Source organism: Dysgonomonas sp. 521 (assembly GCF_010501055.1).
GTDB lineage: Bacteria > Bacteroidota > Bacteroidia > Bacteroidales > Dysgonomonadaceae > Dysgonomonas.
Map to the genome: position 1 here is coordinate 15,997 of NZ_QVMO01000048.1, position 16,550 is coordinate 32,546.

General features: G+C 37.1%; 19 protein-coding genes. 14 read left to right on the plus strand and 5 right to left on the minus strand.

The window, feature by feature from the left end; genetic code table 11:
- Positions 1-618: 618 nt before the first annotated feature.
- The 3 genes from D0T84_RS13840 to D0T84_RS13850 all read left to right on the plus strand — a co-directional run bounded on the left by D0T84_RS13840 (position 619) and on the right by D0T84_RS13850 (position 5,124).
- Positions 619-2,481, plus strand: a complete 1,863-nt coding sequence (locus tag D0T84_RS13840) for a DNA topoisomerase IV subunit B (protein WP_163308454.1) — start codon at positions 619-621, stop codon at positions 2,479-2,481.
- A gap of 76 nt (positions 2,482-2,557) precedes the next feature.
- On the plus strand, positions 2,558-3,418 hold the full coding sequence (gene purU / locus D0T84_RS13845; protein ID WP_163308455.1) for a formyltetrahydrofolate deformylase: 861 nt from the start codon (positions 2,558-2,560) through the stop codon (positions 3,416-3,418).
- Positions 3,419-3,561: 143 nt separating this feature from the next.
- Entirely contained in the window at positions 3,562-5,124 is a 1,563-nt protein-coding gene (locus D0T84_RS13850; RefSeq protein WP_163308456.1) for a peptide MFS transporter, read from the plus strand.
- A gap of 74 nt (positions 5,125-5,198) precedes the next feature.
- On the opposite strand, the gene D0T84_RS13855 is transcribed toward D0T84_RS13850, so the two are convergent.
- Both D0T84_RS13855 and D0T84_RS13860 read right to left on the minus strand, forming a co-directional pair.
- Positions 5,199-5,681 (minus strand): hypothetical protein, encoded by a 483-nt coding sequence (locus tag D0T84_RS13855; protein WP_163308457.1) that lies wholly within the window; start codon positions 5,679-5,681, stop codon positions 5,199-5,201.
- Positions 5,682-5,747: 66 nt separating this feature from the next.
- Positions 5,748-6,626, minus strand: a complete 879-nt coding sequence (locus tag D0T84_RS13860; protein WP_163308458.1) for a helix-turn-helix transcriptional regulator — start codon at positions 6,624-6,626, stop codon at positions 5,748-5,750.
- A 558-nt stretch (positions 6,627-7,184) separates the two neighbouring features.
- Between D0T84_RS13860 and D0T84_RS13865 the strand changes: the two genes are divergently transcribed.
- Positions 7,185-7,760: a superoxide dismutase gene (locus D0T84_RS13865; protein ID WP_185155744.1), complete on the plus strand. Its 576-nt coding sequence runs from the start codon at positions 7,185-7,187 to the stop codon at positions 7,758-7,760.
- Between the two features lie 87 nt (positions 7,761-7,847).
- Here D0T84_RS13865 and htpG read toward each other — a convergent pair whose 3' ends face one another.
- Positions 7,848-9,737 carry a molecular chaperone HtpG gene (gene htpG, locus D0T84_RS13870; RefSeq protein ID WP_163308459.1) on the minus strand — a complete coding sequence of 630 codons (1,890 nt, stop codon included), beginning with the start codon at positions 9,735-9,737 and terminating at the stop codon, positions 7,848-7,850.
- A 377-nt stretch (positions 9,738-10,114) separates the two neighbouring features.
- On the opposite strand from htpG, the gene D0T84_RS13875 reads away from it, so the two are divergent.
- A complete protein-coding gene (locus tag D0T84_RS13875) occupies positions 10,115-10,648 on the plus strand; it encodes an RNA polymerase sigma factor (protein WP_163308460.1) in 534 nt (177 codons plus the stop codon).
- A gap of 293 nt (positions 10,649-10,941) precedes the next feature.
- Here D0T84_RS13875 and D0T84_RS13880 read toward each other — a convergent pair whose 3' ends face one another.
- Both D0T84_RS13880 and D0T84_RS13885 read right to left on the minus strand, forming a co-directional pair.
- Positions 10,942-11,502 (minus strand): hypothetical protein, encoded by a 561-nt coding sequence (locus tag D0T84_RS13880; RefSeq protein WP_163308461.1) that lies wholly within the window; start codon positions 11,500-11,502, stop codon positions 10,942-10,944.
- A gap of 5 nt (positions 11,503-11,507) precedes the next feature.
- A complete protein-coding gene (locus D0T84_RS13885; RefSeq protein ID WP_163308462.1) occupies positions 11,508-11,855 on the minus strand; it encodes a helix-turn-helix domain-containing protein in 348 nt (115 codons plus the stop codon).
- A 354-nt stretch (positions 11,856-12,209) separates the two neighbouring features.
- Here D0T84_RS13885 and D0T84_RS13890 point away from each other — a divergent pair, with 354 nt between their 5' ends.
- The 9 genes from D0T84_RS13890 to D0T84_RS13930 all read left to right on the plus strand — a co-directional run bounded on the left by D0T84_RS13890 (position 12,210) and on the right by D0T84_RS13930 (position 16,442).
- On the plus strand, positions 12,210-12,512 hold the full coding sequence (locus tag D0T84_RS13890; protein ID WP_163308463.1) for a winged helix-turn-helix domain-containing protein: 303 nt from the start codon (positions 12,210-12,212) through the stop codon (positions 12,510-12,512).
- A 2-nt stretch (positions 12,513-12,514) separates the two neighbouring features.
- Entirely contained in the window at positions 12,515-12,922 is a 408-nt protein-coding gene (locus tag D0T84_RS13895) for a hypothetical protein (protein WP_163308464.1), read from the plus strand.
- Entirely contained in the window at positions 12,919-13,143 is a 225-nt protein-coding gene (locus D0T84_RS13900) for a hypothetical protein (RefSeq protein WP_163308465.1), read from the plus strand. The genes D0T84_RS13895 and D0T84_RS13900 overlap by 4 nt, the downstream gene beginning before the upstream one ends.
- On the plus strand, positions 13,140-13,631 hold the full coding sequence (locus D0T84_RS13905; RefSeq protein ID WP_163308466.1) for a hypothetical protein: 492 nt from the start codon (positions 13,140-13,142) through the stop codon (positions 13,629-13,631). The genes D0T84_RS13900 and D0T84_RS13905 overlap by 4 nt, the downstream gene beginning before the upstream one ends.
- Positions 13,632-13,711: 80 nt before the next feature.
- Entirely contained in the window at positions 13,712-13,906 is a 195-nt protein-coding gene (locus tag D0T84_RS13910; protein ID WP_221413138.1) for a hypothetical protein, read from the plus strand.
- A 2-nt stretch (positions 13,907-13,908) separates the two neighbouring features.
- Positions 13,909-14,229 carry a hypothetical protein gene (locus D0T84_RS13915; RefSeq protein ID WP_163308467.1) on the plus strand — a complete coding sequence of 107 codons (321 nt, stop codon included), beginning with the start codon at positions 13,909-13,911 and terminating at the stop codon, positions 14,227-14,229.
- A gap of 98 nt (positions 14,230-14,327) precedes the next feature.
- On the plus strand, positions 14,328-14,990 hold the full coding sequence (locus D0T84_RS13920; protein WP_163308468.1) for a hypothetical protein: 663 nt from the start codon (positions 14,328-14,330) through the stop codon (positions 14,988-14,990).
- On the plus strand, positions 14,971-15,153 hold the full coding sequence (locus tag D0T84_RS13925; protein WP_163308469.1) for a hypothetical protein: 183 nt from the start codon (positions 14,971-14,973) through the stop codon (positions 15,151-15,153). Before D0T84_RS13920 ends, D0T84_RS13925 begins: the two co-directional genes overlap by 20 nt.
- A gap of 26 nt (positions 15,154-15,179) precedes the next feature.
- Entirely contained in the window at positions 15,180-16,442 is a 1,263-nt protein-coding gene (locus D0T84_RS13930; RefSeq protein WP_163308470.1) for a VapE domain-containing protein, read from the plus strand.
- Positions 16,443-16,550 lie beyond the last annotated feature (108 nt).

Sequence of the window (16,550 nt, forward strand, 5' to 3'; positions counted from 1 at the left end):
ATAGAAGTCGTCCCTACTTTTTATAAAACCACGGAGTAGAAGGAGTTTCACGGAGTTTTTTATAAATATCTTTTTTGATATTTGTTTATATCTTATGCGAATCAAGGGTTAAAAAGCACAGTAACTTATTGTCCCGAAGGGACTGAAGGTGGATAACCACGGGTAAAACCCGTGGCAGGAACTGGCTGGAAAATTTGCCTCCGTAGGAGGCAAATAGCAAAAAAAAATGTCATTCGCCTCCTACGGAGACGGTCTATTTCTACCTGCTTTTGCCACGGGCTTTACCCGTGGTTATCCATATTAGCCCACTTCGTGGACTTAGAACCCTGACTGCAAAACAGAAGATTGATTTATAATAGTATACTGCAACCCAAAGCAACCCTTGATTCGCATATCTTATCATTGAATACATAATTATCTACAAATCAAACAATAGTATTATTATACTCCGTGAAACTCTGTGCGGCTCTGTGGTTAAAAAATCAAAATGAGTTCATCGTAAACAGCAATCGTTAAATAAAATAATTAAGATGGAAAGGGATAAAATAAGACTTTTTCTTCCCGATTTTTTTTTATATTTTTACGCCGCGATTTACATAGGAGGTATTAAAAAAATATATGGAAGAAGAAGAAAAGATCGAACTACCCGAAATAAATTATTCCGATGACGACATAAAAACCCTGGATTGGCAGGAACATATCCGCCGCCGTCCGGGAATGTACATAGGTAAGTTGGGCGACGGCTCGTCTGCTGACGATGGTGTGTATGTGCTTCTCAAAGAAGTGCTCGACAACTCTATTGACGAATATATGATGGGATTCGGGAAAAACATTGATGTAACCATCGAAGAAGGTATGGTTAGGGTACGTGACCACGGGCGTGGCGTTCCGTTGGGGAAAGTAAAAGATGTTTCATCCAAGATGAATACCGGTGCCAAATACGACTCTAAAGCCTTCAAAAAATCGGTAGGATTGAATGGTGTGGGTATCAAAGCGGTAAATGCCCTTTCGTCTTACTTTCTTATTCAAAGTTTCCGCGACGGGCAGACTACTTCTGTAGAATACAGCAGAGCGCTTGTTGTAAAAGAGGATGCCATACGTCCGTCCGGCGAAGATAATGGTACACTCATAGAGTTTATTCCCGATGAAACTATTTTCACTAATTATATTTTCAGGGATGATTTTATAGAGGGTCTTCTTAAGAATTATGTATTCCTGAACACAGGCCTGACAATCACATATAACGGAAAGAAATTCTTTTCTAAAAACGGATTGGTAGACCTGCTGAACGAATATATGACCTCCGAACCCTTATACCCTATCATCCACCTGAAAGACACGGACATAGAGGTAGTAATAACGCATTCCGACCAGTATGGCGAAGAATACTATTCGTTCGTGAACGGTCAACATACCACACAGGGAGGGACACATCAGTCAGCTTTTCGTGAATCCTTATCCCGTGTTACCAAAGAATTTTACAATAAGAATTTCGATTATGCCGATATCCGTAGCGGTATCGTAGCGGCTATCAGTGTAAAGGTAGAAGAGCCGGTCTTCGAATCGCAGACTAAAACCAAACTCGGGTCGAAAGATATGGGACCGGGAGGACCTTCGGTTCAGAAGTTCATCGGCGATTTTTTAAAGAAAGAACTCGACAACTATTTGCACAAGCATGCCGATACATCCGAAGCATTGCTGAAGAAAATACTGGAATCGGAAAAAGAGCGCAAGGCTATCGCCGGAGTAACCAAACTGGCTCGTGAACGTGCTAAGAAAGCGAACCTGCATAATAAAAAACTGCGTGATTGCCGCATTCACTACAGCGACACCAAGGGCGACAACCTGGACGAAACTTGTATCTTTATCACAGAGGGGGACTCCGCCAGCGGTTCCATTACCAAAAGCCGTAACCCTAACCTGCAAGCCGTATTCAGCCTTCGGGGTAAACCGCTGAACAGCTTCGGACTGACAAAAAAGATAGTTTACGAAAATGAAGAATTCAACCTGCTTCAGGCTGCTCTGAACATTGAAGACGGACTGGACGGGTTGCGCTATAACAAGATAATTATCGCAACAGATGCCGATACGGACGGTATGCACATACGCCTATTGATACTGACCTTCTTCTTGCAGTTCTTCCCCGACCTGATTAAGAAAAACCATATTTATATCCTTCAAACTCCGCTTTTCCGCGTCCGGAATAAGAAAGAGACAATCTATTGCTACTCTGAGGAAGAGCGTATAAACGCGATAAACAAACTAGGTGCCAATCCTGAGATAACTCGCTTTAAAGGATTGGGAGAAATATCCCCCGATGAATTCAGGCATTTTATAGGCAAAGATATTCGCCTCGACAGGGTATCGATGAAAAAAGAAGACTTGGTAAGCAATATGCTTAATTTCTATATGGGTAAAAATACACCCGAAAGGCAAGAATTTATTATTGACAACCTCGTTGTAGAAGAAGACGAGGTGTAATAAGTTGACAATGGACGATTGAGAATTAGCTATCAATTATCCATTGTCAACGGCCAACGCTGTAATTATTAAATAAATGACTAACAATCACGCAATTATCTTAATATCATCTCCCGACCAGCCCGGTCTGGTTGCCGCGGTTACTGATTTTATCAATATAAACGGAGGTAACATTATCAATCTGGAACAGCACGTCGACAAACAGGAAAACGCTTTTTTCATGCGTATAGAATGGGATTTGGCCAACTTTATTATTCCGAAGGAGAAAATAAGTGACTACTTCCAGACGTTATACGCCAACAAGTACACTATGACATTCCGAATATACTTTAACGACTATACCCCGCGTATGGCCGTTTTTGTTTCCAAAATGTCACACTGCCTCTTCGATATACTGGCACGCTATACGGCAGGCGAATGGAACGTAGAGATACCCGTCATCGTCAGTAACCACGAAGACCTGCGATGGGTAGCCGAACGGTTTGGTATCGAATATCATGTACTGAAACTCAACAAGGATAATAAAGACGAGATAGAAGCCAGGCAACTGGAATTATTACAAGAGAAGAAGATCGATTTCATCGTATTGGCGCGCTATATGCAGATATTGACAGATAAGTTTATAGAATCATATCCCAATAAGATAATCAATATACATCATTCTTTCCTGCCTGCATTTGTAGGAGCCAGGCCTTACCATGCCGCCTACGAACGTGGTGTGAAAATCATAGGGGCTACAAGCCACTATGTTACCGCGGAACTTGACGCCGGCCCTATCATCGAACAGGATATTACACGCATTACGCACCGCGACAGTGTAGAAAATCTGGTTCGTAAAGGTCAGGATCTGGAAAAGATAGTGCTCTCCAATGCCATCGAATACCATCTCAACAGACGTGTGCTGGTGTATAAGAATAAAACTATCTTATTTTCATAAAAAGTAATTAATCGTACTTTTTATGTTATTTAATATATGCAGAAAGATAAGATTGTATGCTATGTTTTCTTACATTTGCATAGCTTAAAACAGAATCATATAAAAAGATCCTCGATCTTAATATTAATCTTAAATATAATTGTATGTTTAAAAATCATCCTAAAGGTTTATTAGCAGCATCATTGTCTAATATGGGGGAACGCTTTGGTTTCTATATAATGATGGCTATTCTGGCTCTTTTCATTTCTTCTAAATTCGGTCTATCTGAACAGACTACAGGTTATATTTATTCAGCATTTTATGCATCCATTTATCTATTAGCATTAGTAGGCGGATTGATTGCTGACAAAACAAAGAAGTATAAAGAAACGATTTTTGCAGGAATTGTCTTAATGGCTGTCGGATACCTCATTATTGCTATTCCCACCCCTACGCCGGTTCCTAGCATAGGATTATATTTAGCTATAACCTGTTTAGGCCTTTTCGTTATTTCATTCGGAAACGGACTATTTAAAGGAAACCTCCAAGCATTGGTAGGACAAATGTATGATAACCCACAATATTCGGAAAAACGAGACGCCGGATTTCAAATATTCTATATGTTTATAAATATTGGGGCTATCTTCGCACCGTTTATAGCTATCGGAGTACGCAACTGGTGGCTTAAACAACATAACTTTGACTATAACGGTTCTTTGCCTGAATTGTGCCATCAATACATTGCTGAAGGAAGCTCCATGTCATCTGCGAATATTTCTAAATTGACGGAATATGCAAACGGCGCAATGTTGGATAAAACTCCGGTTACAGATCTTTTAGCCTTCTCTAATAGTTATCTGGATGTTTTTAACACTGGTTTTCAGTATGCATTTGCAGCTGCAATAGTAGCTATGTTTGTTTCTCTTATTATATATAGTATAAATAAGAAATCGTTCCCAGATCCGGCAATGAAAAGGCCAGCATCAGTTGATGGCACATCCACTGTTTCGAAAGAAGAAATACAAATGAGTGCTCAGGAGGTAAGACAACGTATTTATGCACTATTTGCTGTATTTGGAGTTGTTATTTTCTTCTGGTTATCTTTTCATCAGAATGGATATTCACTTTCTTACTTTGCGCGTGACTATGTCAATCTGGAAATAATCAATATTGATTTAGGATTTACCAGTATCAAAGGGGCGGAAATCTTTCAAAGTGTAAATCCGTTTTTTGTTGTATTCCTTACTCCATTTATCATGTGGTTCTTTGGAACAATGAAGAAAAAAGATAAAGAGCCATCAACACCCATGAAAATTGCTATAGGTATGGGAATTGCTTGTCTGGCTTATGTTTTCTTAATGGTAGCTTCTTTAGCCCTACCTGCTAAAGAGACTTTGGCTACGATGACTCCAACAGAAATAGATGCAATGAGGGTTACGCCCTGGGTAATGATAACCTTATATTTTATTCTCACTGTTGCAGAGCTGTTTATATCGCCACTTGGGCTATCTTTCGTCTCAAAAGTTGCACCTCCGCACTTACAGGGTTTGATGCAAGGATGCTGGTTAGCAGCTACAGCTATTGGAAATTCAATATTATTTATTGGCGGAATACTATATATGCATGTGCCACTATGGACTTGCTGGTTGGTTTTTGTTATTGCAACAGGCTTGTCAATGATCGTTATGCTATCTATGGTTAAATGGCTCGAAAGAGTAGCTAAATAAAACATACTTCACGATAATAAAATAACCCGGTTATAGCGCTATAACCGGGTTATTTTTATTATATATCCATAGTCTTATTCTATCTCTTCCCCATCTATCTCAGGAGGTGTATCTATCAGTTCCGTTTCATCTTCTTTCCTCTTGCGGGATACGATCAAGTAAACAAGTGACAAAATAGAAGCTCCACAAAGCAAATAGACTCCGCTGCCTATCCCCGGCAATTTATAAAATAGATTAAGCGATACTACGAAAGCAAATATACTGGTTATCAACAAAAAGAACCGGGCGGTTTTCTTCTTTAGCATAAGCCAGAATCCTATCACGATAACACTGAGTACAGGAACCAGATACACCACATGGGTACTATAGATCCAGCCTTTATTCTTGGAAAAGAATTTAAAGAAATTCCCCACCCGTGTCAGTTTTTTTTGTAAATCGGGAATATCCCACCCTACAATTTTCACGCCCCATTTATCGAGCCACGGCAGGAAAAAGGCAATAATCAATAACAGAGCGAAAATAAGCTCAAATGATAAAAATCTGTTTTTCTTTTCCATATTTAGAGTCTGATAGAATTAAATGATGTAACCTCTGGTTGAAAAATAAATGTGTATCTGTGACTTTTACAGTTCGATTTCATCGGCAGAAATATACCCATGTGTAATGCAATAGAAGATAAGCCCAGAGACAGTTTTAATACCCAGCTTAGCTGTTATATTCTTCCGGTGCGAAAGTACCGTGTTCAGGCTTATATTCAATTTGTCGGCAACTTCCTTGTTCAGCAGCCCGAGAGCCACAAGGCGCAGTACATCCATCTCCCGTTGCGACAACGGCTGCATCTTACTTTCTCTAAGGATATGGCTTTCGGCTATCAGTTCCTGTAGGTCTTCAATACCGGATGCCGTGAGTTCGTCAATCATCGGTTTCAAAATCTTTTCCCTGATACGGTTATGCTTTTCCAAATCTTTCTGGAAGCTGTCGATAGTAAAAATAACAGCATAGCACATATTCTCATTGAAATTGCCCGAAATATGCTTTATTATAATATTTTTCAGGTCGGTAAGCAGAGCTAAGGGTGTATCCCCTTTCACTAATCCCTGTTCGATTTGACCGGTCAATTCGCCCTTAAATTCGGAAAATAGCCTGCTAATAAGCTTCATTTGGGCATTATTAGGGTCACTCATCGAGATAAAAGCATTCAGGTGCTTTTCCAGATTGTACAACTGCCCGTGAAGCAGGTATGCATCGGTCTGTTTCAGGTACTTGATGACAAGCTGAATATCAAACTTCTGTAATTTCTTTTCCGGAAAATAATCCTCATTGAGGAAAGTATTTAAGATAGCAAGAAAAAAATCAGTGTTTACATCCGCTGATTTGCAAAGATCGCCTATTGTCTTATCTCCTAATCCTAATTTTATACCGAAGCGATTGATTACAGGTATCAGTTGATGGCTTTCTGCCACTACTTCCGACAAAATGGACGATGAATCTAAAAATACCATCTATTCAGCTTTTTTATTTTATGCAAACAAAAGTACATATTAATTCTGAAAATATATTTCTATTGCCTGCTACTAATTTATATGTTAAGAGCCTGTTTAAATTTTAGCGAAAATTTTTATTACAGGTTCGGGTCAATAGTTCTTAGCCATTTTTTTATGCTCTTTCTAGCGTATTTTTGGCTCCGCCGATTTTCAATTCCCTTTTTACTCTTGGTTTAGCCCGCTAATTAGCTCCGCTGACCGTTGGTTCGGCTAACAAAAATGATAAAATCCATCTAAAAATAGCTATAAAAAAGATTTGCTATAAAATTTAAACAGACTCTAAACCTATTCTCTTTCAGCCGTTATAGATTTTAACAATAAACTGTTAAAAACAATTGATAACAAATAACGTTATATATATAAACAAATTCAGACTAGTCGTTGTTAAACTTGTACACAACGATAAAAAGCACTATTATGAAAAGAATGATTTTTACGTGTATAATGCTTTCGGGGCTGCTCATAGGCTCTGTAAAAGCACAAAATATAAATAATAACAATCAAAAAACAAAAACTATGAAATTTGAATTACCAAAGTTGCCTTATGCAACAAATGCATTAGAACCAGTAATCGGTCAACAAACAATTGAGTTACATTACGGAAAACATCTTCAAACTTATATTACTAACCTGAATAACCTTATCCAGGGAACTAAATTTGAAAATGCTGACCTTGAAACAATCGTTAAAGAAAGCGATGGCGCTATATTTAACAACGCAGGCCAGACATTGAACCACAATATATACTTCCTCTCTTTCAGCCCTAACGGTGGCGGTGAGCCTAAAGGTAAGCTAGCCGATGCGATCAATGCTGAATGGGGTTCTTTCGAAAACTTCAAAAAAGAGTTCCAAACAGCAGGTACAGGTTTGTTCGGTTCAGGTTGGGTTTGGCTGGCTAAGGATAGCGCAGGCAAATTGCAGATCACAAAAGAACCGAATGCAGGAAACCCAATTACAAAAGGTCTGACTCCACTATTAGGTTTCGATGTTTGGGAACATGCATATTATCTGGACTATCAGAACCGCCGTGCCGACCATTTGGCTGATCTGTGGAAAATTATTGACTGGAATGCCGTAGAAGCACGCTATTAATAATTCGTTAGTTTTTAAGTCAATATATAAGTAAAGGGTGTCAACTTATGGTTGACACCCTTTCTGTTATGTAGTATATGCGAAATATCAGATATTCTCCATATTCCGTTTAACAAAATTATTCAATGCCTCGCCTTTCAGCATGCCATTAGATAATAAAGCTAAATCGATCAATTGGCGGATATTGGCGTTTTCTCCGGCATAAGCGTCTACCGATTCCTTGTCTTTGCCATCCACGTCGCTCATAATTTTCTTAATAAGCGGATGTTCGATGTTCAGTACAAGGTTATAGTTATTTGGCATTTCGCCATAAAAGCCCATACCCGACTGCATAGCGGACATCTCTTTCATACGGCGCATAAATTCGTTCTGGGTAATCTGTATAGGTTGAGACTTTTCGTCTAACGCCTTATAATCGACCGTAAACTCAGTCTTGTCTATCTTAGGCAATTGAGAAGTAAAGGCTTCGCTTAATTCTTCCTTTTGCTTATCTGTCAGGCTGACTTCTTTCGTATCTTGTTTCAGTATAAGATTATCCACAGTATCACTGTCTACACGTACAAACCGGCTTTTTTCTAACTTTTGTTCGAGCAATCCTGCCATGTGTACATCCAGTTGCCCGTCAAACAATATTACATCATAGCCCTTGTCTTTGGCAGCGTTTATATAAGAGTACTGGTCATCGCTGTTACTTGCGTACAAATAAATAAGGTTACCCTCTTTGTCTGTCTGGTCCGATGATATGAGCGTTTTATACTCCTCTAAAGTAAATACCTTGCCATCAGTGTTCTTCAACAAGCAGAACTTTTGTGCACGTTCATAAAATTTCTCATCGGTAAGCATACCATATTCTATAAACAGCTTGAGGTTATCCCATTTTTCTTCAAACTGAGTACGGTTGTTCTTGAATATTTCCTCCAGCCTGTCAGCAACCTTTTTGGTAATGTGGTTGGATATTTTTTTCACATTCTGGTCGCTTTGCAGATATGAGCGGGAAACATTCAACGGGATATCCGGAGAATCGAGAACCCCATGCATCAGGGTAAGAAATTCAGGGACAATACCTTCGACCGAATCGGTAACAAAAACCTGATTGCTATACAGCTGTATTTTGTTACGATTCATGTCTATATTACTCTTTATCTGAGGGAAATAAAGTATTCCGGTAAGTTTGAACGGATAGTCTACATTCAGGTGTATCCAAAACATAGGTTCGTCTGAAAAAGGATACAGTTCCTGATAGAACTTCTTATAATCTTCATCTTTCAGGTCGGCAGGTTTGCGTGTCCATAGCGGATTTGTGTCATTGATTACATTATCCTCGTCAGTTTCTTCCGATTTACCGTCTTTCCATTCCGTTTTTTTGCCAAATACAATAGAAACAGGAAGGAAACGGCAGTATTTTTTCAGCAATTTATCTATCTCTCCCTTTTCCAGAAAGTTTTTGTTTTCATCATCTATATACAATATAATATCGGTACCTCTGTCAGCCTTATCCACAGCCTCTATTGTATATTCGGGAGAACCATCGCAACTCCATTTTACAGCCTGAGCACCTTCTTTAAAGGACTTCGTGATGATTTCCACCTTTTTGGATACCATAAAGGAAGAATAGAAACCCAGACCAAAATGGCCGATTATTGAATTGGCATCCTTCTTATATTTATCAAGGAACTCATTGGCCGAAGAGAAAGCGATCTGGTTGATGTATTTGTCTATTTCTTCGCTTGTCATACCGATTCCCCTATCTGAGATTGTAAGCGTACCTTTTTCCTTATCGATGGATACACTGACGAAAAGGTTGCCAAGTTCGCCTTTAAATTCGCCTAAAGAAGCATAAGTTTTCAGCTTCTGAGTAGCATCTACAGCATTGGATACCAGCTCGCGAAGAAATATTTCATGATCGCTGTATAAAAATTTTTTGATGATGGGGAAAATATTTTCTGTCGTAACCCCAATTTTACCATTTTTTTCCATTTCTTATTTATTTTATTCCTATATTTGTTTTTAGAACTTGTTAGGCAAAATAAATGCCAAAGAAAGCCCAAATGACATTTTGGCGGGATCTTAAAAATATATCTTATAATTATTTTAAGTTAATAGAAATAATTTATACCTTATATCCATCGCCCTGATTTAACAGAAAATATTGATAATCAATCCTATATAAATACGCAAAAGCAACTTTAACAAATTTCTCATACTTAAAGAATATTTTTTTAGTTAAATAAGAAAAGAGTAAGTAATTTTGTTTTAACAAAAAGATATTACAAAACAAAGCGTTGTTTTAACATACCTTGTAGTTGAAAACTATAATAAATTAACACGATTAGCCAACTAAATAATTAACAAAGATGGCAACACTAAGTAACACTCAGAAAGGATTCGAAGACAAGTTGATAGACTTGCAGAATAATATGTTGAATTTTGCCCTTACTCTGACATCCAACAGAGAAGAAGCAAAGGATTTACTACAAGAAACTACTTTAAGAGCATTAGATAATAAGGAAAAATATTACGAGAATGTGAATTTTAAAGGTTGGGTATTCACTATTATGCATAATATATTTGTGAACAACTATCGCCGTGTGGTACGCAGCCAGACAATGATAGACCAAACCGAAAATCTGTATCATCTGAATATGCCTCAGGATTCAGGATTTGATACACCCGAAGGAGCATATACCGTGGCTGAAATAGTAAAAGTAATAAACGGTTTTGCCGATGAATATAAAGTTCCGTTCTCGATGCATGTATCAGGTTTTAAATATGAAGAGATAGCTCAGCAACTGGGATTGCCTATAGGTACAGTCAAGAGCCGTATTTTCTTTGCAAGAAAGCGCCTTCAGGAGCTTTTGGCTGATTATAAATATCAGGACAGAGAATAAAATAATTACTAATTTTGATAATAGAAGCCTGCGATTTATTTCGCAGGCTTTTTTGTGGCTGGAGTCCGGTAAGAACCTATGAGAGAATTTAAACATACAGATATAACAAAAACAACACCCGATACTACATTTTGGGGTGTAATATCAGGTGTAAATTTTATAAGTCGCTGAATATCAACATCAGTTGTGGAGCATATCGGACTCGATTTTACACAAATAAACAATTCTAATCCTGACAATTACAATCTGTCTGTTTTGCCTGCGATGAATATTTTTTTTATAAGTGTCTGTTATTATTTTTTGATTTGAGCCTTTAATGCACCTATTTCCCTATTCAATTCTTTGTTTTCCTTTTCTACTTTTTCTAATTGCTCAGAAAGGAATTTGACCATTGCTTCACTTGCCGGATCGCCTTTATCTATCATTTCCCCGATTCCGGTAAATAGCCATCTGGCATTCAAATCCTTATTTTCGGATATAAATCGTTCTAAAAATTCACATCCGGGTTTTTGCTTTCCATGCCAAATATTACTTATTGTTTGCTTAGAAGCATAACCAGCTTTTTCGAAATCAATCTGCCTTATCTTTTTATATTTGCAATAAGATATAATTTGTTCATTTATAATCTTTTCTGTACTTGCTATATCTTTAATTATTGACTTCAGATTAATAATACTAGGAGATTTAAGACCTCTACTCCAAAAATCCAAACGAAGTTCCTTTGTGTTTGAAACAGGATATTTTGTTGAATCCTTAGGTGTTACCATGATACCCTTTGAAGTTTGTTTTATATCATAATGTTCCACTAAAAAAGATTTAGCCTCTTCTAAGGATATTTTCTTGAGTCCTCTCACAAATACTATTTATTTAAAATTTCTAAATTATTTTCTCCAAAGACAAGCTTTAAAACCTGCTCTCTTTTTTCTTTTTTTAATTCAATTTGAAGTGTTACTTTCTCTTCGATAGATAGCGCATTTTCTATGATTGTATCTGGATCTATATATTTTTTTGGATATGTGATAATGTCAATAACACGAACATTTAGGGCATCTGCTATTTGTGATAGTTTATCATAGTATATATCACGATTTCTTGTGATATAATTAGAATACCCCGATTGTGAAACTCCAAGAATTGAGCCTATAGCAACCTGCGTAAGCCCTTTCTCTTTTCTTATAGCCTCGATATTTTCTAAAATATTTCCCATTTCCAAATGTATTTAATTGATTTTTAGATAACTGTGATATTCTTAAAAAAAATATCACAGAAAAATGTTGGAGATATCACATTTACGTGATATATTTGCGTTAGTCTTAAAATAAAACTAAAATTTAGATTATGGAGAATGAAAAAGAAAATTTAACAATTAAGCAGAAGTACGATAAACTTGAAAAAAAGAAAAAAACTGAGGTGAGAAATCTATTTCTTGCAAAGTTTGAATATCAATACTCCAGCTTCTACAACAAACTAAATAGCGACAACTTCAAAACGGTTGAGCGGGAATATTTACACAGAATATTATAGCGACAAATACAGATATTAACTAAAACTTATTTGAATTATGGAACAATTACAATTTGATGCAGAAAAAGGGACTATTGCAGTTAATGGGGAAGTAAAACAATTAACTAAGAAAGAAAGTTGTTTACTGAATTTACTTCTGGAAAACAAAAACAATGTAGTTGAACGCAATACTACATTAGATACTTTATGGACTTCAAATAATTATTTCTCTTCCCGATCACTAGATGTATATATTACAAAACTCAGGTATTTACTTAAACCTTTCCCATATATAATAATTGAAAGCATACGCGGTAAAGGCCACATATTAAGAATTAATGAATTAGGAAAGGAGGCATAATTATGAATTTTACAATTAAATCCAGCAAGGAAAAGGAAACCATCGGGATAACCCAGAAAGGAAATACAATTCAATATAAAATGATTCCAGAAGATAAATTAATATTCTGGAAACCGAATCCGGATTTAGCAAATATTCCGCCATTTGGGAAAGCTAATTTTCACGAAATAGAATTGCTTGCAAAAGATAATGAAACTTATAGAATTGCTTCCCGGATAAAAATAGAATGTAACTTTTATGTGGAAATGTCTATGGTTGATTTGCTCGAATGTAGCAAAATTCTTTCTGTTGATTACCGATATTCTACTGCAATGAGCAGCTGTACTATAGCAATCATCCCCCATCCCCTATTTAACTATGAGAAGTTGAATGATATACTATTCGACATGGTAAAAAAATATAACCTATGAAAGTCAGAGTTACATGGATGCACAAAAATCCTTTTGTTCCCAGATTAGAGGATTTATTCAGAGGTTCAGAAGCCGACCTACCGGACGATACATCATTCGAAACTATCGAAAGATATGCTAAAGAAGCCACACCTGAAGGATTTTGGTTGAAATTAATACAATTACCAACTGAAAAGCATGAATATTTTTATGATGGGACTAAAAAAGTAATTCAGTTATGAAAATTCAATGGGAAAATCTATCCAAAGGATTCGCGCAATATAATAAAGTATTTGCGGAATTGATAACCGGAATAACAGATCGTAAATATGCGAAAGCAATGCAGGTAGCAAAAAAAGAATGGGATAAACTTATCATGCTTCATAATGAATTTGATAAGCTGATTGAACCAGTTTCTCCCATTCCTATTAAATCACCTTTTGAAAGCCCGGAATTTATTAATACATGGAAACTGTATAAAGAATATCTGGAAGAAACTCATAAACAATATATTCCATCACGACGTGAATTAATGATGCTTAGAAGGTTAAATAAATTAGCGGATAAAAACGAACATCGGGCTATTGAGTTTCTCGAATATTATATCTGTCATGGTAGTAAAAGTATTTATAAGCCTTCCGAAAAGCAACTTACAGGCGAGGAACCGGGTAAAGTGGAAGAGGCAGACCAAAGCAGCTTTGATGTAAATGCGAAACGGGTGGATATATGATAATTATAATATTATATGCAATATATTTTATCTCTTTATCAGTAAGCATTAAGGGTGCAGAATTAAAAGAAGATTGAATCATGAAAAGTTTATTATCATATCCTGGTGAATGCCAGATTTGCGGATGTACAGAAACTAGCGCATGTTATCATCCTGATTATGGAAATTGCTGGTGGGTAGATGAAAATCAAGACTTGTGTTCTCATTGTGCTGATGCTTCATATGAGAATAGCATAGCTGCTATGATGCTTGCTGAAAAACATGAAGAATATTAATCATGCCAATCAAACCAGAAAATAAATCACGTTATCCGAAAAATTGGAAACAGATATCGGAAGATATCCGCTTCAACAGGGCAAATAACAGATGTGAAGGATGCGGGGCGGAAAACTACAAACCCCATCCAATAACCGGCAGCAAAGTAATACTCACAGTTGCTCATCTCGATCATACCCCGGAAAACTGTGATTACGAAAATCTAAAAGCCTGGTGTCAGCGATGCCATAATACATATGATCAGTCCCATCGCAAACAGACAAGAAGGGATAGTAAAAAAAATGGCCAATGTGCCAGCGAAGTATCTTCTATGGATATATGAGCAAAACCTTGATGTTATGAACTACATCAAAGAAAATATGGAAGTATTACAGAAAGAAGTAAATAAGAGGAAATGATATTAAATACATTTTTATAATTATGAAACCCCATCAACAAACCCTATTCAAAGAATATCCGACCTATGAAGACTTACAAAAAGAACTTTCCCCGGAAAGACTTATTGTTGCTTTTGCCGGTATCGAATATATTGAACAGTCGATATCAAAGAAACGTGTATCACTTGCAGATATAGATGAATTGTATTCTACAAGCAATAAAAACAGGGCAGTAGAATATATCAAAGACTGGCTAAGTTACCTGGCTAAATTTATTGGCGTAAAACCCTTGATTGAATCTAGTGCCGCGGCATATATGCTTTATAAAAGCCACAAGCATCTTTATCTGGCAGATTTGAAGCTATTACTTGAAAAAATATCGCAGGCCGAATATGGCAAAGAAAGTATGTTTTATGGATGCATGAACACACAGAGTATATATTTTAGTTTCAGTGTATATAATCAAGAGCGAAACCGCATAGCTAATAAATTCTATCAAAAACTGGAAGAGAATTTTGCAAAAATCAAGGAAGAGACAGAAGCAAAAGAAAAGCAAAGGATTTACAACGAAGTAGCCGGCTTATACGAAGACAAAGAATTATGGGAACTATACCAAGAGCGATGCCGTGAAGAAATACCGGGTATAATAAGAGCAAAATGGGAGGAATTCATTAATAACCAGTCTGATGGCAACCAACAAAAATAAACTCTATTGCCTTATATACCGCGTCAGGGCACAAGGCTTTTCTGTCTCAATAAAAGAGCGGACTATTTATTATAATTGTAACGATCCGCAATCGGTGGAAACAAAATCCATCCGGCGACTATGCGCGGAATATGGCTTTGTCAGGCAAGCCACAATTATATAACAATCTATTAAGGGATAACACGGAATATGGGACAAATCCAACCAATTGATGTAAAAGGAACAACCCCTGATATGTTCAGGGATGAAATTAAACAGATCGTAGGATTCCTTCAGGAACATTACGAAATACGCATACCGGCACAAGACCCGTCAAAAATTAAAATCACATGCAAAGATGAAAGCAGATATTCTTTTCCGCCCGATTTCGGTGATATATGGCTACACCTCAAATCGGAAGGGCACAGTGTCAGCAAAGATATACTCAGAACGGTAATTCGCAGCCCCAACTATATAACCCCCTGTGATCCCATCCGGGAATATTTTGATAGTGTACGGAAGAAATGGCAGGGAGAAAGTCAGATAGATAAGTTTTGCAATTACATCATTCCGCGCGTATTCGAAGAAAATACGCCCGAATATTACAGGGAACGTACAAACAAGCTTATAAAAAAATGGTTTGTCGCCTGTGTGGCTTGCTGGATCGGGAAATATCCGAATGATGTTGCGCTCGGATTTATTCACAGCTCCGAAGGGATTGGGAAAACACATCTGGTAGAATTCTTTGTACCGGATATGCTGAAAGAATATTATGTGAAATCGAGTAAGGACGATAAGAAATTTGACATTGAAGATGTATTCACGCGCTATATGATAGTAAATTTTGATGAACTGAACGGAGTAAACCCGCGCTCAGTGGACACTTTCAAAAGCTGCATGTCTGACAGGAAGATACTGAACAAACGCCGGCACGAAGAATTTGCCACGGATAAAGACCGCATCGGGTGTGCTGTATTTACCACAAACCGCAATCAGGAATTAGGCGGATTCCTTCACGATAGTTACGGTTACAGGCGTTGGGGTATTATCGAACTGGAAGATATAGACCGGGAATATTCGAAGGTAGTGGACGTTGATCAGCTTTGGAGTGAGGCTCTGACGCTGTTCGAAGAAACAGAATTCAATTACAAGTTTGAGCAGCCCGATTATGATGATTTCAAAGAATACAACCGGCGATATATGTTCGAAACATCGGCAATGAAGTTTGTACAACTGCACTTAACTGTTCCACAATCGAATGACGAAGGGGAAAAACTAAACGCATCGGCAATATTCGCCCGATTAAGAAACAAAATCCGTAAAGAAGACCAGAGCAAAATAACAATCACCAAACTGGGAACCGCCCTTACTGCTTTGGGATTCCCCAAAATATCTTTCCGGGATGATGACGGCAATTCAATAAAAGGATATCGGGTAATATTTAATGATGATAAAGATTTAACTAAAAAATAAATATAAAACAATGCTAAGTACATGACAAAAATTTAAAGATATCAATATCATTCTGATTATTAGCATTTAACAACACTTGCATTATGTGATTAAGTCCATATTTGAAAA